This is a genomic window from Nocardioides sp. dk884 (genome assembly GCF_009557055.1).
Taxonomy (GTDB): Bacteria; Actinomycetota; Actinomycetes; order Propionibacteriales; family Nocardioidaceae; genus Nocardioides.
In genome coordinates this window covers 3,396,325-3,420,394 of record NZ_CP045649.1, presented here as the reverse complement: position 1 = coordinate 3,420,394, position 24,070 = coordinate 3,396,325, and the positions used below count along the sequence as shown (strand labels likewise).

Here is a 24,070-nt window from a genome sequence, read left to right as displayed (position 1 = left end):
CTCGACTCGACCGGCGGGGAGTCTCGACTCGACGCACGAGACCCCCGGCTCGCACGGTGCGAGCCGGGGGTCTCGAGGGTGTTGCTGGGGGAGCTAGGCCTTCTTGTAGGGCAGGCCGACCGCGGCCGGGCCGCGGGACTTGCCGACCAGGCCTGCCACGGCGACGACCGTCACGACGTAGGGCAGCATCAGCATGAACTCGCTGGGGACCGGCGAGCCGATGACCGACAGCACGCCCTGCAGGTTGGTGGCGAAGCCGAAGAGCAGCGCCGCCAGCGTGGCCCGGATCGGGTCCCACTTGCCGAAGATCACCGCGGCGAGCGCGATGTAGCCGGCGCCGCTGGTCATGTCGCGGTTGAACTGCTGCACCGAGACGAGCGTGTAGAACGCGCCGCCCATGCCGGCGATCGCGCCGGCGAGCAGCACCGTCTTGTAGCGGGTGGCGATGACGTTGATGCCGACGGTGTCCGCGGCCTTGGGGTGCTCGCCCACGGCACGCACGCGCAGGCCCCACTTGGTGCGGTAGAGCGCCCAGGCGACCACCGCCACGGTGATGTAGAGCAGGTAGACGATCGGGGACTGGCGGAACAGCACCGGCCCGATGAGCGGGATGTCACCGAGCAGCGGGATGGCGAGCGGACCCAGTCGCGGCGGGCTGTTCAGTGCCTCGGAGTTGGGGACCAGCACCTGGCCGAACATGAAGCTGGTGAAGCCGATGATCAGCACGTTGAGGACCACACCGACGATGACCTGCTCGACGTGGTAGCTGATCGCGAAGATGCCGAGGACCAGCGCGACGAGGGCGCCGGCGCCCATGGCGCCGATGACGCCGGCCCACGCGGAGCCCGCCACCGAGGCGACGGTCGCGGCCGCGAAGGCGCCGGCCAGGAGCTGGCCGTCGATGGCGATGTTGACCACGCCGGCCCGCTCGCCGAGCACGCCGCCGAGGGCGCCGAAGATGAGCGGTACGGCGAGCGCGATCGACCCTGCGATCAGTCCGACGACCGGAATCGTGCTGCCGGCACCGGCCCAGGTGAGGAAGCCGGTCATCGTCACCGCGGCGAACACGACGACCATCCAGATGGGGGTCGTCCGGCGGCTCAGGTAGCGGCGCGCGGACTCCGCGGTGAGCAGTGCGAGCAGGACCACCGCCACCCACGTCGCCGTCATCGCCGGGACGGTGATGTCCGGGAGCTCGAAGAAGTCGTTACGGGTGGACAGGCGGAACGTGGTGTCGCCGCTCTGGGAGCCGAAGAGCGCCATGGCGCCCAGCGCCAGGGTGAGGACCGCCAGGATGATCGGGGTCTTCTTGCTGACGACGGTGATGACAGCGAGGTCGTCGCTGACAGTGCCCTCGGGTGAGGCGGGGGCGGGGGCGGTGGTGCTCACTTGGCCTCCTTCGCAGGCAGACGGAAGATCGCCCGGACCAGCGGCGGAGCGGCGATGAACAGCACGATGAGGGACTGGATGACCAGGACGATGTCGACGGGGATGCCCTGGGATGCCTGCATGGAGAAGCCGCCGGCCTTGAAGGCGCCGAACAGCAGGCCGGCGCCGAGGATGCCCAGCGGGCTGGAGCGGCCCAGCAGGGCGACGGTGATCGCGTCGAAGCCGATCCCGGCGTCGAGGCCGACGTTCACGCCGCTGGTGACGGTGCCGAGCACCTGGTTGGTGGCGGCGAGGCCGACGAGCGAGCCCGCGAACAGCATGGCCAGCACGTAGGTGCGACCGACGTTGATGCCGGCGGTGCGGGCGGCGTGCGGGTTCTCACCCACCGCGCGGAAGCGGTAGCCCATCGCCGAGCGGTTGAGCAGCCACCACACGACGACCACGGCGACCAGCGCGAGCACGAAGCCGAGGTGGACGTTGTAACGGTCGCCGAACAGGCGCGGCAGCTGGGCCTCGGACGGCGTCGGCAGGGACTGCGGGTTGATGCTGCCCGGCGCCTGGAGCAGGCCCTGGGTGGAGAGGGCGTAGAGCACCAGGTAGTAGCCGACGTAGTTGAGCATGATCGTGACGATCACCTCGTGGGCGCCGGTGCGCGCCTTGAGCACACCGGCGATACCGGCCCACAGGCCGGCGGCGACCATGCCCGCGAGGACCGCGGCGATCAGCCGCAGCGGGAACGGCAGCTCGACCTCGATGGCCACCCAGCCGGCGAACGCGCCGCCGATGAGCATCTGGCCGCGGCCACCGATGTTGAACAGGCCGGCACGGAACGCCAGGCCGACACCGAGGCCGGCGGCGATCAGCGGGCCGGCGAACTTGAGGGTCTCGGTCAGCGGCCGGATCGCGGTCTCGAAGTCAGCGGCCCGGGTGTTGTAGACGGAGCCGCGGAAGAGCGCGCCGTACGCGCCGGAGATCGACTCCCACGCGGCGCTGAAGAAGTCGCCGGGACGGGCGAAGAGGTACTGGCCGGTCTCGCGGACCTCCTCGCTGGTGGCGAGGATCAGCACCGAGCCGACGAGCACCGCGAGGAGCACGGACAGCACGCCGACCATGGCGTTGCCGGTCGTGATCGAGCGCAGCACGTGGTGCCACGGCCCGTTGGCGCGGTCGTCGCTGTCGGGACGGCGCGGCGCCTCCTCGGTCTCCGGAGGAGGTGAACCCTGGGCCTGGGGGGAGGACTGGGGATCGGGGTTGGTCATGCGACGGCTCCTGCCGGTCGTTCTCCGGTCATCATCAGGCCGAGCACCTCGCGGGGCGTGTCGGCGGGCACGATCCCGACGATCTTGCCGCGGTAGAGCACCATGATCCGGTCGGCCAGCGCGACGACCTCGTCGAGCTCGGTGGACACGACCAGGACGGGCACTCCCGCGTCGCGGGTGGCCACGATCTGCTGGTGGATGAACTCGATCGAGCCCACGTCGACGCCGCGGGTGGGCTGGGCCGCGACCAGCAGGCGCAGGTCGCGGGAGAGCTCGCGCGCCACCACGACCTTCTGCTGGTTGCCACCGGAGAGGTTCTCGACGGGGGTCGTGATCCCGGGCGCGCGTACGTCGTAGTCGGCGAGCTTCTGGCGGGCGAACTCGTCGCGGGTCTGCAGCTGCACCGAGCCGGCACGCACGAACGGCGCGCCGAAGCTGCGGTCGAGCATGAGGTTCTCGGCGATGGAGAAGGCGCCGACCAGACCGTCGACCTGACGGTCCTCGGGGATGAACCCGACGCCTGCCTCCAGGACCTGACGCACGCTGCGCCCGACGAGCTCCTTGCCATCGAGGCGGATCGAGCCCAGCACGTGCTCCTGGAGCCCGACGAGGGCCTCGGTGAGCTCGGTCTGGCCGTTGCCCTGCACACCGGCGACGGCGAGGACCTCGCCGGCGCGGATGGAGAAGCTGAGGTCGTTCACGTGGACCAGGCCGGTCTGGTCGGCCACGGTCAGCCCGGAGACGACGAGCGCCTCCTCGCCGAGCTTCGGCGCGTCCTTGTGGACGGTCAGCTCGACGGGGCGCCCGACCATGAGCGCCGCCAGCTCGGCGTTGCTGGCGGTGGGCTCGGCCTCGCCGACCACCTTGCCCAGCCGGATCACGGTGATCCGGTCGGCGACCTCGCGGACCTCGCGGAGCTTGTGGGTGATGAACACGATCGCGGTGCCGGACTCGCGCAGCTGGCGCATGATCTGCATCAGCTCGTCGGTCTCCTGCGGGGTGAGCACCGCGGTCGGCTCGTCGAAGACGAGGACCTTCGCGTCGCGGGAGAGGGCCTTGATGATCTCGACGCGCTGCTGCACGCCGACCGGCAGGTCCTCGACGACCGCGTCGGGGTCGACGTGGAACCCGAAGCGCTCGGAGATCTCACGCACCAGGGCGCGCGCGGCCTCGAGGTCGAGGGACCCGGCGAAGCCGGTCTTCTCGTGGCCGAGCATGACGTTCTCGGCGACGGTGAAGACGGGGATCAGCATGAAGTGCTGGTGGACCATGCCGATGCCGGCCGCCATCGCGTCGCCGGGGCCGGCGAAGTGCCGGACCTCGCCGTCGAGGACGATCTCGCCCTCGTCGGCCTGGTAGAGGCCGTAGAGGACATTCATCAGGGTGGACTTGCCAGCGCCGTTCTCACCGAGCAGGCAGTGGATCTCGCCTGAGTCCACGGTGAGTGAGATCCGGTCGTTGGCGACCAGGCTGCCGAAGCGCTTGGTCACGTTGCGCAGGGCGAGTTGCATGGATCGATCCTAGGGAGGACACGTCGAGACGGTGGCGATCGCGACCGCCGAGGACAAGGACACGTGCACAGGGTGTCCATTGAACAGGGAACAGGGGGGAGGTCGACCTCGCGGTCGGCCTCCCCCCCTGATCAGGTCACTGCAGGTAGGACTTCACCTTGATGGAGCCGTCCTGGATCCCGGCGCGGATCTCGTCGAGCTCATCGGCGAGGGTGTCGGACACCTTGGACTCCCAGTTGTGGAAGTCCGCGATGCTGACGCCGTCGTTCTCGAGGGTGCCGATGTACGGCGTGTTGTCGAACTTGCCCTCGGCGGCGTCCATGATCGCCTGGTAGGTCGACAGGTCCATCGCCTTCTGGATCGAGGTCAGCGCGAGGTCGGCCGTCTTCGGGTCCTTCTCGACGATGTCGGAGTCGGTGCCGACCAGCGCCACGTCGTCGCCCGAGTCCTGGATCGCGGTGATCGCGCCCTCGTAGATCGGACCGCCGACGGGCAGGATGACGTCGACGTTCTGGTCCAGCAGCTGCTTGGCGGTGTTGGTGTCCTTGCCGTCGGACTCGAAGCTGCCGGTGAAGCTGCCGGTCTTGCCGTCCCAGCCGACGACCTTGACGTCGGCGTTCTTCTGCTTGTTGTAGTACTCGACGCCCTGCTTGAAGCCGTCCATGAAGATGGTCACGGTCGGGAACGGCTCGCCGCCGTAGGTGCCCACGACGCCGGTCTTGGAGGTGTCGGCGGCGGCGTAGCCCGCGAGGAACGCGGCCTGCGAGGTGTCGTACAGAAGCGGCTTGATGTTGTCCGCGTCGGTGGTGCCGTCGAAGTCGGCGTCCGCCGGGTCGTCGATCAGGATGTAGTCGATGTCCGGGTTGGCCTTGGCGGACTCGATGGTCGCGGCGGAGAGCGCGAACCCGACCGACACGATGGCGTCGCAGCCCTCGGAGACGAGGCTCTCGAGGTTGGGGCCGAAGTCGGTGGGGCTGTTGGACTCGACGTCGATGAAGTCGGTGCCGAGCTCGTCGGCGGCGCGCTTGACGCCCTCGTAGCCGAGCTGGTTGAACGACTTGTCGTCGAAGCCGCCCTGGTCGGACACGATGCAGGGGAGGAAGTCGCTGGCCTGGTTGCCGGACTCGTTGTTGTCCTCCTCCGGTGCCTCACCGCATGCGACGAGCGCGCCGGACGTCGCCAGGACCGCGACGCTGCCGATGACGGCCTTCCTCAACTTCTTCACATCTGCCTCCAGATCAAGGTGGCCCCCACCAGCGGGGGCAACGCACGCACCGTAGTCGCTGTCAGCCGGCACCGTGAGCAGTCGGGGCGCCTCGGGCCAAACGGTTATCGAGTTGGAACCTTTGCGGGGTTTAGAACCGCCCGGATGTGGCGTGGATTGCCCCGTCGGGCCGGGTCGGGGACGCTGTTCCTCCCGCGGGCGGCCCGTGGGAGAGGAGACCGAGATGCCCCAGATCCCAGCTGTCAGTCCGTCCGACACCTCCGCGGAGCCCTGGCCGCGCCTGCGGGCGGCCGCCGCCGAGATCGCGGGGCGCGCGTACGCGCCGTACAGCCGCTACGCGGTGGGCGCCGCGGCGCTGGTCGACGACGGTCGGGTCGTGGTCGGGTGCAACGTCGAGAACGCCGGGTACGGCGTGACGCTGTGCGCCGAGTGCGGCCTGGTCTCCTCGCTGGTGGCCGGGGGAGGCGGGCGACTGACCCACTTCGTCTGCGTGGACGACGCCGGGCAGGTGATCATGCCGTGCGGTCGCTGCCGCCAGCTGCTCTTCGAGCACGGCGGGAACGACCTGCTGGTGTGGACGGTCGTGGGCGTGCGGACGATGGCCGAGGTGCTCCCGGACGCCTTCGGGCCCGACGCCCTGGGCGACAGGGGTCCGGCTACCGGCGCGTAGGGTCGGTGGCATGTCCGGTCACGACGCCATCGAGGTCATCTCCGCCAAGCGCGACGCCACCGCGCTCACCGACAGCCAGATCGACTGGGTGGTCGACGCCTACACCCGAGGCGCGGTCGCCGACGAGCAGATGTCGGCGCTGGCGATGGCGATCCTGCTCAACGGCATGGACCGGCGCGAGATCTCCCGCTGGACCGCGGCGATGATCGCCTCGGGGGAGCGGATGGACTTCTCGACGCTGTCGCGACCGACCGCCGACAAGCACTCCACCGGAGGCGTCGGCGACAAGATCACGCTGCCGCTGGCACCGCTGGTGGCCGCCTGCGGCGTCGCCGTACCGCAGCTCTCCGGGCGGGGCCTGGGCCACACCGGCGGCACCCTCGACAAGCTCGAGGCGATCCCGGGATGGCGCGCGCTGCTGTCGAACGAGGAGATGCTCGCCCAGCTGGAGTCGATCGGCGCGGTCATCTGCGCCGCCGGCGACGGGCTCGCCCCGGCGGACAAGAAGCTCTACGCGCTGCGCGACGTGACCGGCACCGTCGAGGCGATCCCGCTGATCGCCTCCTCGATCATGAGCAAGAAGATCGCCGAGGGCACCGGCGCGCTGGTCCTCGACGTCAAGGTCGGCACGGGCGCGTTCATGAAGGACCTGGCGAAGGCCCGCGAGCTCGCCGAGACCATGGTCGCGCTCGGCACCGACGCCGGCGTCCGCACGGTCGCGCTGCTCACCGACATGTCCACGCCGCTGGGCTACACCGCCGGCAACGCGATCGAGGTCGCCGAGTCGGTCGAGGTGCTCGCCGGCGGGGGACCGGCCGACGTGGTCGAGCTGACCCTCGCCCTGGCCCGCGAGATGCTTGCCGGCGCCGGTGTCACCGACGTGGACCCCGCCGAGGTGCTCGCCTCCGGCAAGGCGATGGACGTGTGGCGCGAGATGATCCGCGCCCAGGACGGCGACCCCGACGCCCCGATGCCGGTGGCGAAGGAGTCGCACGTCGTCACCGCGCCCGCCACCGGGGTGCTGACCCGCCTCGACGCGATGTCGGTCGGGCTCGCCGCGTGGCGCCTGGGCGCCGGCCGGGCCCGCAAGGAGGACCCGGTGCAGGCCGGTGCCGGCGTCGTGTGGCACGCCCGCCCCGGTGACGAGGTCACCGAGGGTCAGCCGCTGCTCACCCTGCTCACCGACACCCCCGAGCGCTTCGACCGGGCGCTGGCCTCGCTGGAGGGCGGGTACGACGTGGCGCCCGACGCCTCGGCGTACCAGCCCTCGCCGCTGATCATCGACCGGATCGGCTGAGCCCCGGCGTACTGACTAGCGGGCGGCGCGGCGGTACTGCGCCGGCCACAGGGCGTCGCCGGGCTCGCCGAGCTCACGGGCGGCCTGGAGCGGCCAGTGCGGGTCGCGCAGCAGCTCGCGACCGAGCAGGACCACGTCGGCGGAGCCGTCGGCCAGGATGTCCTCGGCCTGCTTGGCGTCGGTGATCAGCCCGACTGCGCCGGTCGGGATCTGCGCCTCCGCGCGGATCCGGCGCGCGAACGGCACCTGGTAGCCCGGCCCGACCGGGATCTCGGCCGGCGCGTTGCCGCCGGTGGAGGTGTCGACGAGGTCGACGCCCTCCTCCCGCAGCACGCCGGCCAGGCGCACGCTGTCCTCGATGCTCCAGCCGTCGTCGAGCCACTCGGTGGCCGAGAGGCGCACCAGCACCGGTACCCCGGCGGCGACCCGGCCGCGGATCTCGCGGACCACCTCGAGCAGGAGGCGGACGCGGTTGTCGAAGGAGCCGCCGTACTCGTCCTCGCGCAGGTTCGACAGCGGGGAGAGGAACTCGTGCAGCAGGTAGCCGTGCGCGGCGTGCACCTCGAGCACGTCGAAGCCCGCGGCGACGGCGCGCTCGGCGGCGTCGCCGAAGGCGCTCACGACGCGGGCGATGCCGGCGGCGTCGAGGGGCTCGGGGTGCTCGTGCAGGCCGGGGTACGGCGCGGCGGACGGGCCGACGGGTCGCCACCCGCCCTCGGCCTCGGGGACCGCGCCGCGCTCACCGGTGAAGCCGGAGTACGTCGAGGCCTTGCGGCCCGCGTGGGCGAGCTGGATGCCCGCGGTGGCGCCCTGGTCGTGCACGAAGTCCACGATCCGCGCCCAGGCGGCCTGCTGCTCGTCGTTCCACAGCCCGGTGTCGTCGGGGGAGATCCGCCCCTCCGGCACCACCGCCGTCGCCTCGCTGATGACCAGGCCCGCGCCGCCGCGGGCGAAGGAGCCGAGGTGCACCAGGTGCCAGTCGTTCGGCAGGCCGTCGACGGCGGAGTACTGGCACATCGGGGCGACCCACACCCGGTTGCGGATGGTCACGTCGCGCAGGGTGATCGGGGTGAAGAGCTGGCTCACGGCGGTGCGGTCTCCTGAGGTGCTGAGGTGGGGGGCACTGTCCCAACCGGGGACGGGGCCCGGGGATTCCGTCGTCAGGAACGGGACCGGGCCGCCAGCACGATGCCGACCGCGGCGGCGCCCACCGCCAACGCGATCGCCGGACGCCTCGGGTGTGCTCCGGTGTCGGACGCGGCGTACGCGCCGCTCGCCCGTGAGGTGAGGACCGAGCCGGAGGACCGGTGGGACAGCGCCGACTCGGCGGACTGGTGGGACAGCACCGACCCGGAGGACTGGTGCGACAGCGCCGAGGCGAACGACATCGACGACCCGACCGAGAACGCGGAGAGGAACGACCCGACGGAGAACACGGATCCACACGATCCGACACTGCCGACCGACAGCACCGAGCCGTCCGACCACAGCGACAGCAGCGAGTCGCGGGAGCCGACGGACCACCGAGAGGACGTGGACATGTCGGCACCCTAGTCGGAGCCGGAGGGCTGGTACGGGCCTTATCGTCGCCGGCGCCCGGCCAGCAGGTCATCGAGAGGGACTGCCCAGAACGTCAGCGCCCGGGCGACCGCTCAACGACTCCGACCTGATCTCTCGAGCGCTGCTCAGTGGCATGCCGGGCGTCGCGCACGTCGGTCGAAGGCCGCGAAGATGGTCGCCGACCCCCGCCGCGCGAGCACGTGTAGGCCCGGCTGGCGGGTGTCGTGCACACGCATGGTGGTCAGGTTGTCCTCCCGGCCGTGCCGGAGGGGAGGGGCCGCGACAAGCCCTATCGCAAGGACCGACACAGGACCCACGCTTGGGCCCTCGAGCAGTTCCCGTGACGGCCCCCGATGACTTCCTGGAGAGGAATTCGTGGGGGTCAGCCACGTGGCGATGTCTCACGTGCTCTACGCGATGATGAATTGAGTCTTGTCTGTGCACAGGCCCGCTGACCTGGGAGAACGACTGCCCGGGGCTGTCGGTGGTCGGTGGTTGAGTAGGTCCATGGAAGCACCTCGCCAGCCCCGATCCGGCCACCCGGTGGCCGCGGCGGTGGCGTGCGTGCACGAGGCCCTCGACACCGTCGCCGAGGCGCCGGTGTGGTCGCTGAGCGAGGCCGAGGCCGGGGCGACGCTGCTGGAGCTAAGCGCGGAAATCGACCGGTTGCAGGAGCTCCGGTTGAGGGTCGCCGCGCACGCCCACAGCGTCGAGGTGGGCGACGCGGTCGGTGCGACCAGCACCGCGAACTGGTGGGCACACCAGTCGCGCCTGACCCGCCCCGAGACGCACCGGTTGATGCGCCTGGCCCGTGCGCTGGACGCCGGGCACCACGACGGTGTGCGCGAGGCATTGGGCGCCGGGCGGATCCACCTCGACCAGGCCCAGGTGATCATCGACGCGGTCGACGACCTGCCCGAGGACCTCGTGGACGACGAGAGCCGGGCCCGTGCGGAGGACTTCCTCCTGGAGCAGGCGGGCGAGCACGACGCGATCACCCTGCGTCGCCTGGCCAAGCGGCTGGTCGAGGTCGCCGCTCCCGAGCAGGCCGACGCCGCCGAAGCTGCCCGCTTGGAGCGTGAGGAAGCCGCGGCCCGCGCCGCCGCGAGACTCACGATGAGCGATGACGGGCACGGCAAGACCCACGGCCGGTTCACCATCCCCACCCATCACGCCTCGATGCTGCGCGCCGCACTCCTCGCCATCGCCGCACCGAAGCACCAGCACGCCGTGAACGGCCCCGGAGCCGCGGGCGCCGAGCGGCGGCCGGGTCCGGAGCGGATGGGGCAGGCGTTCTGTGAGTTCCTTGAGCGCTATCCCACCGACCGGCTCCCCGACGCCGGCGGAGTGGCCGCCACCATCGTGGTCACGATGACGCTGGACTCGCTCCTCGGCGGCCTACGCGCGGCCCACCTGCACACCGGCGAGACGATCTCCGCCACCGAGGCCCGACGCCTGGCGTGCCAGGCCGGGATCGTGCCCGCCGTCCTCGACGGCGAAGGCCGCCCGCTCGACGTCGGCCGCAAGCGCCGCTTTCACACCAAGACCCACCGAGTCGCCCTCGCCCTGCGCGACGGCGGCTGCACCGCCGATGGGTGCGACTGGCCACCGGGCCTGTGCCACGCCCACCACGACGTTCCGTGGTCCCGCGGCGGTGCGACCAGCGTGGCCAGCGGCCGGCTCCTCTGTCCTCGCCACCACGCTCGCGCCCACGATCCCGCCTACGAGACCACGACCCTCCCCGGCGGCAAGCTCACCTTCCACCGACGCTGCTAGGCCGACCGGCGACGTACCGGAGGGCGGACCGCGATGGTGATCGACGGTGGTGGGTACCAGCCGCCCGTGACCCACAGCGATCCCGGATTCACCGGCCTGGTCGGCGCCCCTGCTCCCGAGGCCGAGGACGGCGAGGCGCGCCTCGAGGTCGAGGTCGATGAGCGCCACCTCAACCCCGCCGGCACGGTGCACGGCGGCATGCTGGCCACACTGGTCGACACGACCATGGGGGCCGCGGTGCGCAGCGCGGCCGACGGCGAGGTGCCGGCCACCAGCCAGCTCACCGTCACCTACCTGCGCCCCGGCAAGCCAGGCACCTTGGTGGTCACGGCCACGGTGCGCAAGCGCGGGGAGAACCTGACGGTCTGCGAGGCCGACGTCGAGCAGGACGGAAAGTCACTCGTCCATGCACTGGCGACGTTCGCGCTGCTGGGGGACTGACCGGGCACCCGCCGTCCGTGCTCGGTCGGCTCAGCCGAGGTGGTGGGCGCGGTAGGGCAGGTACAACCGCTCGAGGAACGCCCCGAGCTCAGCGGCAAGGTCGTCGTCCAGCGTGGGGAAGGAGAAGGTCGCTTTGCCGGTGCGACGGGCGCGGAGCTCCTCGGAGGCGCCCTCGAGGGCCTCGGGCCAGGTGTCGACGGCGATCGCGTAGAGACTGACCTTGCGGGCGCTGCGGCCGATCGCGGCGAAGTAGTCGTGGCTGCCCGTGCCGGGCCATCGCAGCGACGGCATGCCGTAGACGGTCGCCTCCTCGAGCTCGGTGCGGTACGGCGCGAGCAGGGTCCAGAGGCGGGATTCGACGGCACCGAGATCGGCCATCGGGGGAGCATAGGGCCTGGTGCCCCTGCTCGCCCTCAGTCAGCGAGCGGCAGCACGACGGTCTCGGCGACACAGGCCGGCTTGGCCTCGCCCTCGATCTCGACGACCTGCCGGAGCGTCAGCTGGTGGCCGGCGGGGAGCTCGGTGAGCGCGGTGACGGTGACGCTGAGCCGGATCCGCTTGCCGACGCGCAGCGGGCTGGGGAAGCGGACCTTGTTGACGCCGTAGTTCAGCTTGGCGCCGGGGGTGTCGAGGGCGAAGACACCCTGGCCGAGGCAGGGGATCAGCGAGAGCGTCAGGTAGCCGTGCGCGATGGTGCCGCCGAACGGCCCGGCGGCGGCCCGCTCGGCGTCGACGTGGATCCACTGGTGGTCGCCGGTGGCGTCGGCGAAGGCGTCGACCCGGGCCTGGTCGACCTCCAGCCAGTCGCTGGTGCCGAGCTCCTGCCCGACCGCGTCGGCGAGCTCCTCGATCTCGGTGAACACGCGCATCCAGGGGCTCCTCGGGTCCGGCCCAGCGAATCTCTGGGCATGCCTGCGGGGTGGTTGGATGGCGCCATGAGCGCCAGTGCCGTCGAACCTAACGCCCCTACGCGCGATCTGGTGCTGCGTGCGCCGAAGGTCTTGCTCCACGACCACCTCGACGGGGGTCTGCGTCCGCAGACGGTGATCGACCTCGCCGCCGAGTGCGGTCACGAGCTGCCCGCCACCACGGCCGAGGAGCTCGGTGCCTGGTTCGCGCAGGCCGCCGACTCGGGCTCCCTCGAGCGCTACCTGGAGACCTTCGACCACACGGTCGGGGTCATGCAGACCGCCGACGCGCTGGCCCGGGTGGCCCGCGAGTGCGTCGAGGACCTCGCGGCCGACGGCGTCGTGTACGCCGAGGTCCGCTACGCCCCGGAGCAGCACGTCGAGCAGGGCCTCGCCCTCGACGACGTGGTGGCGGCGGTCCAGCGCGGCTTCGACGAGGGCATGGAGGCCGCCGGCGGCCGGATCCTGGTGCGCCAGCTGCTCACCGCGATGCGCCACCAGGCCCGATCCATGGAGATCGCCGAGCTCGCGGTCGCCTGGCGCGACCGCGGTGTCGCGGGCTTCGACATCGCCGGCGCGGAGGCCGGCTACCCGCCCACCCGTCACCTCGACGCCTTCGAGTACCTCCAGCGCGAGAACTCCCACTTCACCATCCACGCCGGCGAGGCCTTCGGCCTGCCGTCGATCTGGCAGGCCATCCAGTGGTGCGGTGCGGACCGCCTCGGTCACGGCGTGCGCATCGTCGACGACATCACCGTGCGCGAGGACGGCCGCGTGGAGCTCGGCCGGCTCGCGGCGTACGTGCGCGACAAGCGGATCCCGCTGGAGCTCTGCCCGGCGTCCAACGTGCAGACCGGCGCGGCCGCGTCGATCGCCGAGCACCCGATCGGGCTGCTCACCCGGCTGCGGTTCCGGGTGACGGTCAACACCGACAACCGGCTGATGAGCCACACCTCGATGACCGACGAGATGTGGGACCTGTGCGAGGCGTTCGGCTTCGGGATGCGTGACCTGGAGTGGTTCACGCTCAACGCGATGAAGTCGGCGTTCCTGCCCTTCGACGAGCGGCTCGCGCTGATCAACCAGGTGATCAAGCCCGCGTACGCCGCGCTGACCGCGGAGCTCACCGCCTCCTGAGATCCCGCGCCATTGGCGCCGACTCGGCGCGCCATTGGCGCCGACTCGCGCAACCATTGGCGCCGACTCGGGGAGAGGGGGTCAGCGCGGGCGGGCGGTCTCGAGGGCGCGGATGTCGGCGAGGCCCTGCTCGGGGGTGACCGGTCGGCAGCCGCGGGCCTCGGCGCGCGCGACCACGCGGCGCTCGCCGCGCATGAGGTCCAGGCCGCGGCGCAGCAGCACCAGCGGTGGCTTGCGGCGCTCGCGCAGGTCGCGGGTGAGGCGCAGCGCGAAGGTCACCAGCGGGTGGCGCCGGATGCAGTACGCCGCGGCGAGCAGCCCCTGCTCGGCCGCCGGGCGGGCCACGAGCTCGGCGAAGATGCCCTCGGCGACGAACAGCCGGTGCTCGCCCAGGTCGAGATCGCGCCAGCCGGTGCGCCCGTCGTGGGCGATGTCGTAGATCGGCACCTGGGTGTGGCCCTCGCGGCACAGTGCGGTGATCGCCGCGAGCGCGTCATCGAGGTGCCAGGCGTCGACGTGGTCCCAGTCGACCATCCCGGCGTTCGCGCCCACGGTGATCACCGGCAGCGTCGGGTCGGAGCCGTCCTTGTAGAAGTCGTCCAGGCGCAGCACCGGGAGGCCGGTGCGGGCGGCGAGCCTGCTCTTGCCGGAGCCGGAGGGCCCGGCGAGGACGATCACCTGGGCGCGCACCGGATCATTGTGCCCGACGCCCCTGCGGGGCTCAGTAGGTGCCGGACCCCTTGTCGCTGCCGCCGCTGTCGCCGCCCAGCAGCGCCCGGCTGCCGGAGACGCCGAGTCGCGAGGCGCCGGCCGCGAGCATCGTGCGGGCCTGCTCCAGGGTGCGCACGCCGCCGGAGGCCTTGACCAACGCCTTGTCACCGACCGTCTCGGCCATCAGGCGCACGGCGTGCTCGGTGGCGCCGCCCGCGGGGTGGAAGCCGGTGGAGGTCTTGACGAAGTCCGCGCCGGCGGCCACGGCGGCCCGGCACACGGCGACGATCTGCTCGTCGTCGAGGGCAGCGGACTCGATGATGACCTTGAGGACCGTCGGGGCCGGGGCGGCTGCCCGCACGGCGGCGATGTCGGCCTGGACGTCGTCGAAGCGACCCTCGCGGGCGGCGCCGACGTCGATGACCATGTCGATCTCGTCCGCGCCGCGCTGCACGGACTCCGCCGCCTCGGCGGCCTTCACCGAGGAGGTGTGCTTGCCGCTGGGGAACCCGCAGACCACCGCGACCTTGAGGTCGCTGCCGGCCGGGACGTCCAGCGGGAGCATCGAGGGGGAGACGCACACCGAGTAGGTGCCGAGCTCGACGGCCTCCGCGACGAGGGCGGCCACGTCGGCGCGGGTGGCCTCGGGCTTGAGCAGGGTGTGGTCGATGGTGCGGGCGACGTCGGCGGGGGAGGGTGCACTGGTGGAGGCGGTCACCGCGCCAGCATAGGCTCGTCGCCGACAGGCCCGACATCGCTGGCGCCCCGTGCGCCGGCCCCGAGGAGTGTGGCGTGACCGAGCAGGTCGTGGAGCGGTTCAAGCCGACCAGTGGACGGATCATGGGCACGATCGGGCTGGTCCTGGTCGCGGTCGCGCTCGTGCTCGGCCTGCTCGATCCGGACAGCGGGTTCGGTGGTCCGGTGTTCGCCGCCGCGGTCGCGATCGGGGTGCTCACCTGGGCCTCCATGCTGCGTCCCGCGATGTGGGTGACCACCGAGTCGCTGGTGATGCGCAACATGTTCGAGACCGTCACGATCCCGCTGGCCGCCGTCGAGCAGGTCGCGGTGCAGCAGGTCACCGCCGTGCGCGCCGGGGACCGCCGCTACGTCTCGCCGGCGGTCGGGCGCAGCCTGCGCCAGGCGATGAAGGGCCGCCGGGCCGAGCAGGACAGCGCGAGCGCGGTGCCCTCGTCGTACCCCGACATGGTCGAGCAGCGGATCCGGCACCTCGCCGACGACGCCGCCGCGGCCAGGGGCATCCGCCCGCGGTCCGCGGAGCAGGTCGAGCTCGGCCGCGAGGTGCGCCGTCAGCCGGCCTGGGCCGAGATCGTGCTGCTGGTCGCGGCGGTCGTCGGCTTCGTGATCACCCTCGCGGTCTGAGCGGCTCTCAGATCCCGGCGGCCGCCCGGATGTCGCCGCGCAGCGCGTCGAGGCGGCCGGCGGCGTTGATCCGCGCGGCGTCGACGGCGTCGGTGCCGGACCCGGCGGCCTCCACCGGTACGACGACCTCCAGGTAGCACTTCAGCTTGGGCTCGGTCCCGCTCGGTCGTACGACGACCCGCGCGCCGCCCGCGAGGCGGTAGCGCAGCCCGTCGGTCGGGGGCAGGAGGTCGCTGCCCAGGTTGAGGTCGTCGACGCCCTCCACGGCCAGGCCGCCCAGGGTGGTCAGCGGGGTGCTGCGCAGACGGGACATCGCGGCGCCGATCTCGGCGAGGTCGGTGACGCGCACCGACAGCTGGTCGGTGGCGTGCAGGCCGTGGGTGCGCGCGAGGTCGTCGAGCAGGTCGGTGAGCGAACGGCCCTCGGCCTTGAGGCTCGCGGCGAGCTCGCACAGCAGCAGCAGCGCGGAGACGCCGTCCTTGTCGCGCACGTGCTCGGGGTCCACGCAGTAGCCCAGCGCCTCCTCATAGCCGAAGGCGAGCCCCTCGACCCGGCCGATCCACTTGAAGCCGGTCAGCGTCTCGGCGTACGGCTGCCCCGCGGCGGCGGCCATCTTCGACAGCAGCGTCGAGGACACGATCGTGGTCGCGTAGACCCCCTCGGCGCCGCGCGCCAGCAGCGCGTGGGCGAGCAGCGCGCCGACCTCGTCGCCGCGCAGCATCCGCCAGCCGTGCGGGCCCGGCACCGCGGCCGCGCAGCGGTCGGCGTCGGGGTCGTTGGCCACCACCAGGTCGGCGCGGTGGGCGGCGGCGAGCGCCATCGCCAGGTCCATCGCGCCCGGCTCCTCCGGGTTCGGGAACGCGACGGTCGGGAACTCCGGGTCCGGCTGCTCCTGCTCGGCGACCACGCGCGGGGTGGAGAACCCGGCGGTCTCGAGCACCTGCACGACCGAGGCCCCGCCGACGCCGTGCAGCGGGGTGTAGACGATGTCGAGGTCGCGCGGTCCGTCGCCGGCCAGCCCGGCGACCACGTCGAGGTAGCGGTCCACGATGGTCTCGTCCAGGACGTGGGCGGACGTGCCGCGCGGGATCGTGGAGACGGGCCCGACCGCGTCGATGCGGGCCGCGATCTCCGCGTCGGCCGGGGCCACGATCTGGCTGCCGTCACCGAGGTAGACCTTGTAGCCGTTGTCCTGCGGCGGGTTGTGGCTCGCGGTCACCATCACGCCGGCCACGCAGCCGAGCTCGCGGATCGCGTAGGCCAGCAGCGGCGTGGGCAGCGGGCGGGGCAGCAGGTGCGCGGTGAAGCCGGCGCCGCTCATCACCTCGGCGGTGTCGCGGGCGAAGACGTCGGAGTTGTGGCGCGCGTCGTACCCGATCACCACGGGGCTGCCGGGGCGGGCGCCGGTGTCGCGCAGGTACGCCGCGAGCCCGGCCGCGGCCCGCAGCACGACGACCCGGTTCATCCGGTTCGGCCCCGCGCCCAGGGCGCCGCGCAGTCCGGCGGTGCCGAACTCCAAGGTGCCGTGGAACGCGTCGGCCAGCTGCGCCGGGTCGCCGCCCGCCTCGACCTCGCGCACCATCGCCTCGAGGTCGGCGCGGGTGTGCTCGTCGGGGTCCTCGGCCGCCCAGCTCCGGGCGCGGGAGAGCAGCAGGTCCACCTCGGGGGAAGTCATGCACCGAACGCTAGTACGTCGTGCGGGCGGTCCGTGCGGAGCCGGGGTCTCGGGCGGGCTCGACCAGGCGGTCGGCATGCTGGGCGGGTGCGAGCGACGTACTCCTTCGGTGACTCCTGGCGCGTGGCGGCTTCCCCGGAGCGGGTGCGCGACGTGGTGGTCGACCTCGAGCGCTACCCGCTGTGGTGGCCGCAGGTGGTGGCGGTGGCCTCGCTGGGCCCCGACGACGCCCGGGTGCTGTGCCGCTCGGTGCTGCCCTACACCCTCGACCTGGTGCTGCACGCGGTCACCCGGGAGCTGCCGGTGCTGGAGGTGGAGGTCTCCGGCGACCTGGCCGGGAGCGTCCGGTTCACCGTGACCGAGGAGGGCACCGGCGCGCGGCTGGACTTCGCCCAGGACGTCGTGGTCGTCGGCGCGCTCGCGGTCGCCTCCCGGGTGGCGCGGCCGCTGCTGACCTGGAACCACGAGCAGATGATGCGCGGGTGCCGCCCGGGTCTCGCGCAGCGGCTGGCCCAGCACGCTCCCGAGACGCACTGACCGCGGCCGGCCCGAGGGCCGACCGCGGTCAGGAGGTCAGGATCAGACGTGCGCCGGGTCAGCGGCGGTAGGCGTCCATGCGGGCGCTGAGCTCGTCGAAGAGCGCCTGGTTGTGGCGGAACGCCTGCTGCACCTCGGCGACCACCTCGGCGCGCTGGGCGGCGTCGAGGGGGAGCGCGTCGAGGCGGGCGCGGTAGCCGTCCTTGTAGTCCTTGGGCTTCGCGATGGTCGCGAAGTCGTAGAACGCGACGCCCTCGCCGGTCGAGCCGTAGGTGCGGTCGATGATGCGCCCGATCGCCAGACCACCGGACAGGTCGCCGAGGTAGCGGGTGTAGTGGTGGGCGATGAACTTCAGCGGCGAGGAGGCCGCCGCCCGCACCCGCTCGGCGTACGCCGTGGCGGCGGGGCTGTCGATGTCGAGGGAGCCGCCGCCGCTCCAGTGCGCGATGTCGGACTCGATCGCGGCGAGCCGGTCGAGGGCCGGGTCGTAGATCTCCGCGGCGATCGGGTCGTCGGCCAGATCACGGCCGACCTCCTCGAGGGCCGCGTAAACTCGACGCAGCAGGCGCAGGTAGTCGGTGTAGCCCGCCTCGTTGATGCGCCCGGCCATCAGCTCGGAGGTGAACGTCGCGTTCTCGGCATCGCTGTGCTGAGCCAGCGATCCCTGGCGCATCGCCGTCGAGAGCGGCATGTCGAGATCGGCGTCGACGATGGTCATGGGAACTCCTGCGAGCGGTGGCCGGGGGCCTGGCGGGTGTCGGGCACGACCAGCATGCCCGGGATCAGACACAGTGTCAGAAAGATTGTGACATCTTGTCAAGAAGGTGGGAGAAATCAGTTAGGTGGACCTAAGTAATGTTAGGCTCGGCTTACTGGCTTGGCCAGCGTTCTCAGATTTCCAGGATGGAACCGGCCCGCTCGGGGGCTGCTCACTGAAACGGATGGATGTCTCATGATCACCCCCGCGCGCCGTCTGAGGTCTGGCCTCGCGATCTCGGTCGTGGCCGCCGCCACGCTGCTCAGCGGGTGCGGAGTCTCCGTGGGCGACAACGGCTCCAGCGGTGGCAAGGACGCCGGCGCGGCCGCGCCGCCGCTCTCCGAGGTCGAGCCGCTCGACGACGTGCGCGACTGGGAGGGCTCGGTCAACGCGGTCGCCGAGGAGCAGGTCGAGCCGGTCGTGGAGCAGGCGGAGCCGCAGCTGCCGGTCACCGTCACCGATGCCCAGGGCACCGAGGTGACCATCACCGACGCGAGCCGCATCCTGCCGCTGGACATCTACGGCACCCTGTCGCGCACCGTCTTCGAGCTCGGCCTGGGCGATCAGGTGGTCGGTCGTGAGATCGCCACCCAGTTCGACGCCGCCGCCGACCTCCCGCTGGTGACCCAGAACGGCCACGACCTCAACGCCGAGGCGATCCTCGAGCTGGACCCGACGGTGATCATCACCGACACCTCGCTCGGCCCGTGGGACGCGATCCTGCAGATGCGCGACGCCGGCATCCCGGTCGTCGTCGTCGACTCCGAGCGCTCGCTGGACACCGTCTCGACGCTGATCGAGGACGTCGCCGAGGCGCTCGGCGTGCCCGAGCAGGGCGCCGCCCTGGCCGAGCGCACGCAGGCCGAGGTCGACGCCGTGACCGAGCAGATCGCCGACGTCGCGCCGGGCGAGCGCCGCGACAAGCTGCGCGCGGTGTTCCTCTACGTCCGCGGCCAGTCGGGCGTCTACTACATGTTCGGCGAGGACTCCGGCGCCGACTCCCTCATCGACGCGCTCGGCCTCTACGACGTGGCCGGGGAGATCGGGTGGAACGGCATGAAGCCGGTCACCGACGAGGGCCTGGTCGACGCCCAGCCCGACGTGGTGCTGATGATGACCAAGGGCCTGGACTCCGTCGGCGGCACGGACGGGCTGCTCGAGCGCCTCCCGGCGCTCGCCCAGACGCCGGCGGGTCAGAGCAAGCGCATCGTCACCATGGAGGACTCCCAGATCCTCGGCTTCGGCCCCGCGGCCGCCACCACCTTGAACTCCCTCGCCGTCGCGCTGTACGCCCCGCAGGCCCTCTCGTGACGAGCGTCTCCGTCGCGCCCGGCAGCGGCACGCGCCCACGCGGGGCGATCGCCTCGCTCGCCGGACGCATCGGCCTGCTCGGCGGCCTCGGGGTCGCCCTGCTCGCCGCGATCGTCGTCGCGGCCGGGCAGGGCCAGCTCGACGTACCCGCCTCCGAGGTGCTCGGCTCGGTGCTGCACCACCTCGGCATCGACGCCGGGCCGCTGCCCAGCCACCCGCAGGGCGAGAACACGCTGTGGCAGGTGCGGTTCCCGCGCGTGGTGATGGCCGCCCTCGCCGGCGCCGCGCTGGCCGCCGCGGGCGCGCTGATGCAGGGCGTGTTCGGCAACCCGCTCGCCGAGCCGGGCGTCGTTGGGGTCTCCTCGGGCGCGGCCTTCGCCGCCGCGGCCGTCATCGTCTTCGGCTGGACCTTCGCGGGCACCTGGACCATCGCGCTGTGCGCGTTCGTCGGCGGCCTGGTCACCACGCTGCTGGTCTACGTCATGTCGCGCTCCGGCGGGCGCACCGAGGTGGTCACGCTGGTGCTGACCGGCATCGCGATCAACGCGGTGACCAGCGCCGGCCTGGCCTTCCTGCTCTTCCTCGGCGACCAGCAGGCCCGTGAGGAGATCGTCTTCTGGCAGCTGGGCAGCCTCAACGGCTCGCGCTGGGAGTACGTCGGCGTGGTCGCGCCGCTCGCGCTCGCCGGCATCGTCGCGGCCCTGCTGCTGGCGCCGCGCCTCGACCTGCTCGCCCTCGGCGACCGCGCCGCGCGCCACGTCGGCGTCGACGTCGAGCGGCTGCGCATCGTCGCGATCGTGGTGGTCGCGCTGCTGACCGGCGCGGCCGTCGCGTTCTGCGGGATCATCGCCTTCGTCGGCCTGGTCGTGCCCCACCTGATCCGGATGATCGCCGGGCCCGGGCACCGGATGCTGGTGCCGGCCAGCGCGCTGGGCGGCGCGGTCCTGCTGGTCCTGGCCGACCTCTGGGCGCGCACCGCGATCGCCTACGCCGACCTGCCGATCGGAATGCTGACCTCGCTCATCGGCGGCCCCTTCTTCTTCTGGCTGCTGCGCCGCGCCCGTCGTACGGCGGGGGGCTGGGCATGAGCGCCGTCCTCACCACCCACGGGGTCGGGGTCCGCATCGAGGGCCGCGCGATCCTCGCCGACGTCGACCTCGAGGTGCGCCCCGGCGAGGTCGTGGCGCTGGTCGGGCCCAACGGCGCCGGCAAGTCCACGCTCCTGGGCGTGCTCTCCGGCGACCTCGACCCGACCGAGGGCCACGTCGAGCTGCGCGGGCGCAAGATCGCCAAGCACTCGGCCAAGGAGCTGTCCCGCGAGCGCGGCGTGCAGCTGCAGAAGCAGGGCCTGGCCTTCGGCTTCCGCGTCGAGGAGGTGGTCCGGATGGGCCGCTCGCCGTGGTACCGCACTCCGGCCTCCGACCGCGACGACGAGGTCGTCGAGGCCAGCCTCGCGCGCGCCGACGTCACCGACCTCGCCGAGCGCCTCTTCCCGACCCTCTCCGGCGGTGAGCAGGCCCGCACCTCCTTCGCGCGGCTGCTGGCCCAGGAGACCCCGGTGATGTTCCTCGACGAGCCGACCGCGGCCCTCGACATCCGCCACCAGGAGCAGCTGCTGTCGGTGGTGCGCGAGGTCGCCGAGGCCGGCGCCGCGGTGGTGGTCGTGCTCCACGACCTCTCCCTCGCCGCGGCGTACGCCGACCGGGTCTGCGTGCTCGCCGGCGGCCGGCTGCGCGCGGACGGCCCGCCGGCCGAGGTGCTGACCGGCGAGCTGCTGACCGAGGTGTACGCGCACCCCGTCGACGTCCTGCACCACGACGACCGCCTGGTCGTCGTCCCCGTCCGGCTCCGCGGCGGCGCGAGCGCCGCCGCCACCGATGAGGAGGCCTCGTGCTCCGCCGTGTGACCGCCGCGCTCGCAGCGCTGGCCACCGCCGCCGTCATCGTCCCGGCCGCCGCGCCCCCGGCGCACGCCGCCGGGCGGGTGACGGTCGTCAACGACCGCGGCAGCGCCGCGATCGACGACAGCTACTCCACGACGCTGACCGTCAGCGGCAGCGGGTTCCAGTCCGTCAAGGGCGGCCACGGCGGTGTCTACGTCTGGTTCGGCACCGTCTCCGGCGCCTGGCAGCCCAGCAAGGGCGGGGTCTCGGGCGAGAACTACGTCTACGTCCCCGACAGCGAGTCCAAGAACAACGCCGGGCACCAGCGCTACGTCGCGTTCCCCGGATCCGACACCGCCGCGTCCGCCAACGGCGGGTCGATGAGCGAGAACGGCTCCTGGCGGGTCCAGCTCGTCGTCCCCGGCCCGGTGTTCGAGGCGGTCGGGCGCAACGGCTCGGTGCGCACCGTCGACTGCCGCGAGGTCACCTGCGGCGTGATCACGATCGGCGCCCACGGCGTCAAGAACGCCAACAACGAGACCTTCACCCCGCTCCCAGTGCGTGAGGTGTACGCCGACCAGCCGGCCGGCTCCGAGGAGGGCGCCGCCACCGAGGACACGTCCTCGGAGGCTGGGTCCGGTGCGGGGACGAGCACCGGCTCCGGCTCCGGTGCCGGCGCCGGCGCGGCCGCCGGGTCGGGCGCGGGGGAGTCGGGGACCCCCACGACCGCTCCCGGCTCCGGCAAGCCGGCGCGCGGCGCCAAGCCCGCGCTCGAGGTCGACCGGGCCTCCGCCTCGGTCGGCAACGTGCTGTCCTTCACCGGCAGCGGGCTGCCCGCCGGACGCCAGGTCACCGTCGTCCTGGACGACGGTGCCGCCGCGGCCGGGCCGTTCCTGGTCGGCGCCGACGGCGGCATCGCCGGCGTGATCGGCCTGCCCGCCGACACCCGGCCCGGCACCCACGAGCTGCGGGTCTTCGGCGTCGAGGACGCACCGACCGTCAGCTTCGCCGTGACCTCCGCCGACGACGCCGAGGAGACCTCGGCCGAGGAGGAGGAGGACTCCGACCGCGCCGCGGTGGTCTTCGCGGCCGCCGCCGGGGTCGTGCTGCTCGCCGCCCTCGTGCTCACCATCCTGCGCCTGCGGAGGTCTCGCCGTGCCGCGCGCTGACCGACGCATCCCGGCCCGACGCCTCCTGGCCCGACGCGGCCTCGCCGCGGGTGCGGCGGCGCTCGCCCTGACCTGCTTCGGCGTGGCCGTCGGCGGGGGAGCGGGTGCGGCCGAGGCCGGGCCGGTGGCCGAACCCACGCCGTACCCCACCCTCGTCCCCACGCCCGTCCCCACCACGGGGCCGACCGCCGACCCGACGACGGGGCCGACCGAGGAGCCCTCCGGCACGCCCACGCCCACCCCCTCGGACCCGCCGAGCACCGACCCGACCGGCGAGCCCACGACCGGTCCCACCGAGGACCCGGAGGAGACCGGTGTCCTCGAGGTGAGCGAGGCGGTCTTCCGCTGGGGCGTGAGCAACCAGAGCAACGCGCGCTCGCACAACCCGCTCTCGATCAACTTCCTCGCCGCCGGCGTGGCCAACCCCGGAGGCGGCGGACGGCAGCTGCGCCAGGACCAGTGGCGCGCCGTGCAGGGCAACACCGAGATCCAGAAGCGCCGACCCGACGGCAGCTATGCCCGAGCGACCTGGAAGGGCCTCGGCACCACCGCCGACGGCCGCACCTCGATCGGCATGGAGCGCGACTTCAGCGACCACCACGTGGTGATGCGCGGCGGCACCGGCACCGTCGACCCGGCCTCCGGCGACGCGGAGGTCTCCTGGAAGGGCACCTTCACGGTCGTCTACTACGGCGGCAACACCGTCTTCACGATCAGCGACCCGCGCCTCGAGGTCGAGGACGGCGTCGGCCGGGTGACCGCCACGATGGGCGGCTTCTACGCCGACCGCAACGACACCACCCGCTGGCAGCGCGCCCCGCAGCGCTCCGCGACCATCGTGGACCTCCCCGACGTCGACCTGGGCGTGCTCGGCACGACCGTGCAGCCGGCGTACGACGGGGTGCGGACCAGCGGCGGCAGTGAGCCGCAGCGGCGCGAGGGCGACGAGTGGGGCTCGTTCCCGCAGAGCTTCGTGAGCTACCTGGTGCCGCTGAACACCGACCAGTTCTGGTACTCCACCGGACTCTCGACCGACAGCACCAAGCGTCCGCTGCCGATGACGTTCAGCTGGACCGCCCGCGAGGTGGCGCCCCCTGCGGTGACGCCCAGCGACGAGCCGTCCGCGACCCCGTCGAACCCGGTCGTCACGCCGCCGCCGGCCACCGGCACCGACGCGCCGACCGTCGGAGGTGTCGCCCCCGGGACATCGGACCCGGCGAGCGGCGCGCTCGCCGCGGGCGGCCTGCCCGGCGCCGGCGTGCCTGCGGGCGCGGTCGGCACTGCGACCGCCGAGGGCACCGGCACCCTGCCCGCCTCGACCCAGCTGGCCGCCTCCGCGCCGAGCACCGATGCCGCCGCTGTCTCCGGCTCGCCGTGGTGGTGGGTCGGCGGCTCCGCGCTGCTGCTCAGCGCCCTGCTCCTGCTTCTTCCCGGTGGGGTCCCCCTCCCGGTCTCCCGGCGTCACTGACGCCATC

Annotated in this window: 24 protein-coding genes; 12 read left to right on the top strand and 12 right to left on the bottom strand. The window is 72.7% G+C overall.

Translation table 11 applies throughout. The features are described from left to right. Nucleotides 1–93: 93 nt before the first annotated feature. The 4 genes from GFH29_RS16425 to GFH29_RS16410 all read right to left on the bottom strand — a co-directional run bounded on the left by GFH29_RS16425 (nt 94) and on the right by GFH29_RS16410 (nt 5,384). Nucleotides 94–1,389 (bottom strand): ABC transporter permease, encoded by a 1,296-nt coding sequence (locus tag GFH29_RS16425; protein ID WP_153324857.1) that lies wholly within the window; start codon nt 1,387–1,389, stop codon nt 94–96. Further along, nucleotides 1,386–2,648, bottom strand: coding sequence for an ABC transporter permease (locus GFH29_RS16420; protein WP_153324856.1), 1,263 nt, complete (start codon nt 2,646–2,648; stop codon nt 1,386–1,388). Before GFH29_RS16420 ends, GFH29_RS16425 begins: the two co-directional genes overlap by 4 nt. Continuing rightward, a complete protein-coding gene (locus tag GFH29_RS16415) occupies nt 2,645–4,159 on the bottom strand; it encodes an ABC transporter ATP-binding protein (RefSeq protein ID WP_153324855.1) in 1,515 nt (504 codons plus the stop codon). Before GFH29_RS16415 ends, GFH29_RS16420 begins: the two co-directional genes overlap by 4 nt. Nucleotides 4,160–4,295: 136 nt before the next feature. Further along, nucleotides 4,296–5,384: a BMP family lipoprotein gene (locus GFH29_RS16410; protein WP_153324854.1), complete on the bottom strand. Its 1,089-nt coding sequence runs from the start codon at nt 5,382–5,384 to the stop codon at nt 4,296–4,298. Between the two features lie 223 nt (nt 5,385–5,607). Here GFH29_RS16410 and GFH29_RS16405 point away from each other — a divergent pair, with 223 nt between their 5' ends. Further along, the gene (locus GFH29_RS16405; protein ID WP_153324853.1) at nt 5,608–6,054 is read left to right on the top strand and encodes a cytidine deaminase; all 447 of its coding nucleotides are present in this window, start codon (nt 5,608–5,610) and stop codon (nt 6,052–6,054) included. Nucleotides 6,055–6,064: 10 nt separating this feature from the next. Continuing rightward, nucleotides 6,065–7,351, top strand: a complete 1,287-nt coding sequence (locus GFH29_RS16400) for a thymidine phosphorylase (RefSeq protein ID WP_153324852.1) — start codon at nt 6,065–6,067, stop codon at nt 7,349–7,351. 15 nt (nt 7,352–7,366) lie between these two features. Here the strand turns inward: GFH29_RS16400 and GFH29_RS16395 are convergent, their stop codons facing one another. Next, nucleotides 7,367–8,437, bottom strand: a complete 1,071-nt coding sequence (locus GFH29_RS16395; protein WP_153324851.1) for an NADH:flavin oxidoreductase/NADH oxidase — start codon at nt 8,435–8,437, stop codon at nt 7,367–7,369. A gap of 74 nt (nt 8,438–8,511) precedes the next feature. Continuing rightward, nucleotides 8,512–8,892, bottom strand: a complete 381-nt coding sequence (locus GFH29_RS16390) for a hypothetical protein (protein WP_153324850.1) — start codon at nt 8,890–8,892, stop codon at nt 8,512–8,514. A gap of 526 nt (nt 8,893–9,418) precedes the next feature. Here GFH29_RS16390 and GFH29_RS16385 point away from each other — a divergent pair. Then, nucleotides 9,419–10,687, top strand: a complete 1,269-nt coding sequence (locus tag GFH29_RS16385) for an HNH endonuclease signature motif containing protein (protein ID WP_153324849.1) — start codon at nt 9,419–9,421, stop codon at nt 10,685–10,687. Between the two features lie 66 nt (nt 10,688–10,753). After that, on the top strand, nt 10,754–11,128 hold the full coding sequence (locus GFH29_RS16380; RefSeq protein WP_166133635.1) for a PaaI family thioesterase: 375 nt from the start codon (nt 10,754–10,756) through the stop codon (nt 11,126–11,128). Between the two features lie 30 nt (nt 11,129–11,158). Here the strand turns inward: GFH29_RS16380 and GFH29_RS16375 are convergent, their stop codons facing one another. Together GFH29_RS16375 and GFH29_RS16370 are read right to left on the bottom strand one after the other, a co-directional pair. Next, entirely contained in the window at nt 11,159–11,506 is a 348-nt protein-coding gene (locus GFH29_RS16375) for a hypothetical protein (protein WP_153324847.1), read from the bottom strand. Nucleotides 11,507–11,541: 35 nt separating this feature from the next. Continuing rightward, nucleotides 11,542–11,997 carry a MaoC family dehydratase gene (locus GFH29_RS16370; RefSeq protein WP_153324846.1) on the bottom strand — a complete coding sequence of 152 codons (456 nt, stop codon included), beginning with the start codon at nt 11,995–11,997 and terminating at the stop codon, nt 11,542–11,544. 66 nt (nt 11,998–12,063) lie between these two features. Between GFH29_RS16370 and GFH29_RS16365 the strand changes: the two genes are divergently transcribed. Continuing rightward, on the top strand, nt 12,064–13,173 hold the full coding sequence (locus tag GFH29_RS16365; RefSeq protein WP_194288974.1) for an adenosine deaminase: 1,110 nt from the start codon (nt 12,064–12,066) through the stop codon (nt 13,171–13,173). 81 nt (nt 13,174–13,254) lie between these two features. Here the strand turns inward: GFH29_RS16365 and GFH29_RS16360 are convergent, their stop codons facing one another. Next, on the bottom strand, nt 13,255–13,863 hold the full coding sequence (locus tag GFH29_RS16360) for an ATP-binding protein (RefSeq protein ID WP_153324844.1): 609 nt from the start codon (nt 13,861–13,863) through the stop codon (nt 13,255–13,257). A gap of 31 nt (nt 13,864–13,894) precedes the next feature. Further along, nucleotides 13,895–14,602 carry a deoxyribose-phosphate aldolase gene (deoC, locus tag GFH29_RS16355; RefSeq protein ID WP_153324843.1) on the bottom strand — a complete coding sequence of 236 codons (708 nt, stop codon included), beginning with the start codon at nt 14,600–14,602 and terminating at the stop codon, nt 13,895–13,897. A 74-nt stretch (nt 14,603–14,676) separates the two neighbouring features. Here deoC and GFH29_RS16350 point away from each other — a divergent pair, with 74 nt between their 5' ends. Further along, nucleotides 14,677–15,264 carry a hypothetical protein gene (locus GFH29_RS16350; protein ID WP_153324842.1) on the top strand — a complete coding sequence of 196 codons (588 nt, stop codon included), beginning with the start codon at nt 14,677–14,679 and terminating at the stop codon, nt 15,262–15,264. A 7-nt stretch (nt 15,265–15,271) separates the two neighbouring features. Here the strand turns inward: GFH29_RS16350 and GFH29_RS16345 are convergent, their stop codons facing one another. Then, nucleotides 15,272–16,939 (bottom strand): phospho-sugar mutase, encoded by a 1,668-nt coding sequence (locus GFH29_RS16345; RefSeq protein ID WP_153324841.1) that lies wholly within the window; start codon nt 16,937–16,939, stop codon nt 15,272–15,274. An 87-nt stretch (nt 16,940–17,026) separates the two neighbouring features. On the opposite strand from GFH29_RS16345, the gene GFH29_RS16340 reads away from it, so the two are divergent. Continuing rightward, nucleotides 17,027–17,476, top strand: coding sequence for an SRPBCC family protein (locus GFH29_RS16340; RefSeq protein ID WP_153324840.1), 450 nt, complete (start codon nt 17,027–17,029; stop codon nt 17,474–17,476). Nucleotides 17,477–17,534: 58 nt separating this feature from the next. Here GFH29_RS16340 and GFH29_RS16335 read toward each other — a convergent pair whose 3' ends face one another. After that, on the bottom strand, nt 17,535–18,194 hold the full coding sequence (locus tag GFH29_RS16335) for a heme oxygenase (biliverdin-producing) (protein WP_153324839.1): 660 nt from the start codon (nt 18,192–18,194) through the stop codon (nt 17,535–17,537). A 234-nt stretch (nt 18,195–18,428) separates the two neighbouring features. Between GFH29_RS16335 and GFH29_RS16330 the strand changes: the two genes are divergently transcribed. From GFH29_RS16330 to GFH29_RS16310, 5 genes are read left to right on the top strand one after another with little or no spacing between them, the layout of a single operon-like run. Continuing rightward, nucleotides 18,429–19,544, top strand: coding sequence for a heme/hemin ABC transporter substrate-binding protein (locus tag GFH29_RS16330; RefSeq protein WP_153324838.1), 1,116 nt, complete (start codon nt 18,429–18,431; stop codon nt 19,542–19,544). After that, nucleotides 19,541–20,632 (top strand): FecCD family ABC transporter permease, encoded by a 1,092-nt coding sequence (locus tag GFH29_RS16325; protein ID WP_153324837.1) that lies wholly within the window; start codon nt 19,541–19,543, stop codon nt 20,630–20,632. Before GFH29_RS16330 ends, GFH29_RS16325 begins: the two co-directional genes overlap by 4 nt. After that, nucleotides 20,629–21,450 (top strand): heme ABC transporter ATP-binding protein, encoded by an 822-nt coding sequence (locus tag GFH29_RS16320; protein ID WP_153324836.1) that lies wholly within the window; start codon nt 20,629–20,631, stop codon nt 21,448–21,450. Before GFH29_RS16325 ends, GFH29_RS16320 begins: the two co-directional genes overlap by 4 nt. Continuing rightward, the gene (locus GFH29_RS16315; RefSeq protein ID WP_153324835.1) at nt 21,435–22,595 is read left to right on the top strand and encodes a hypothetical protein; all 1,161 of its coding nucleotides are present in this window, start codon (nt 21,435–21,437) and stop codon (nt 22,593–22,595) included. Before GFH29_RS16320 ends, GFH29_RS16315 begins: the two co-directional genes overlap by 16 nt. Continuing rightward, a complete protein-coding gene (locus tag GFH29_RS16310; protein ID WP_153324834.1) occupies nt 22,582–24,063 on the top strand; it encodes a hypothetical protein in 1,482 nt (493 codons plus the stop codon). Before GFH29_RS16315 ends, GFH29_RS16310 begins: the two co-directional genes overlap by 14 nt. The last annotated feature ends 7 nt before the right edge of the window (nt 24,064–24,070 follow it).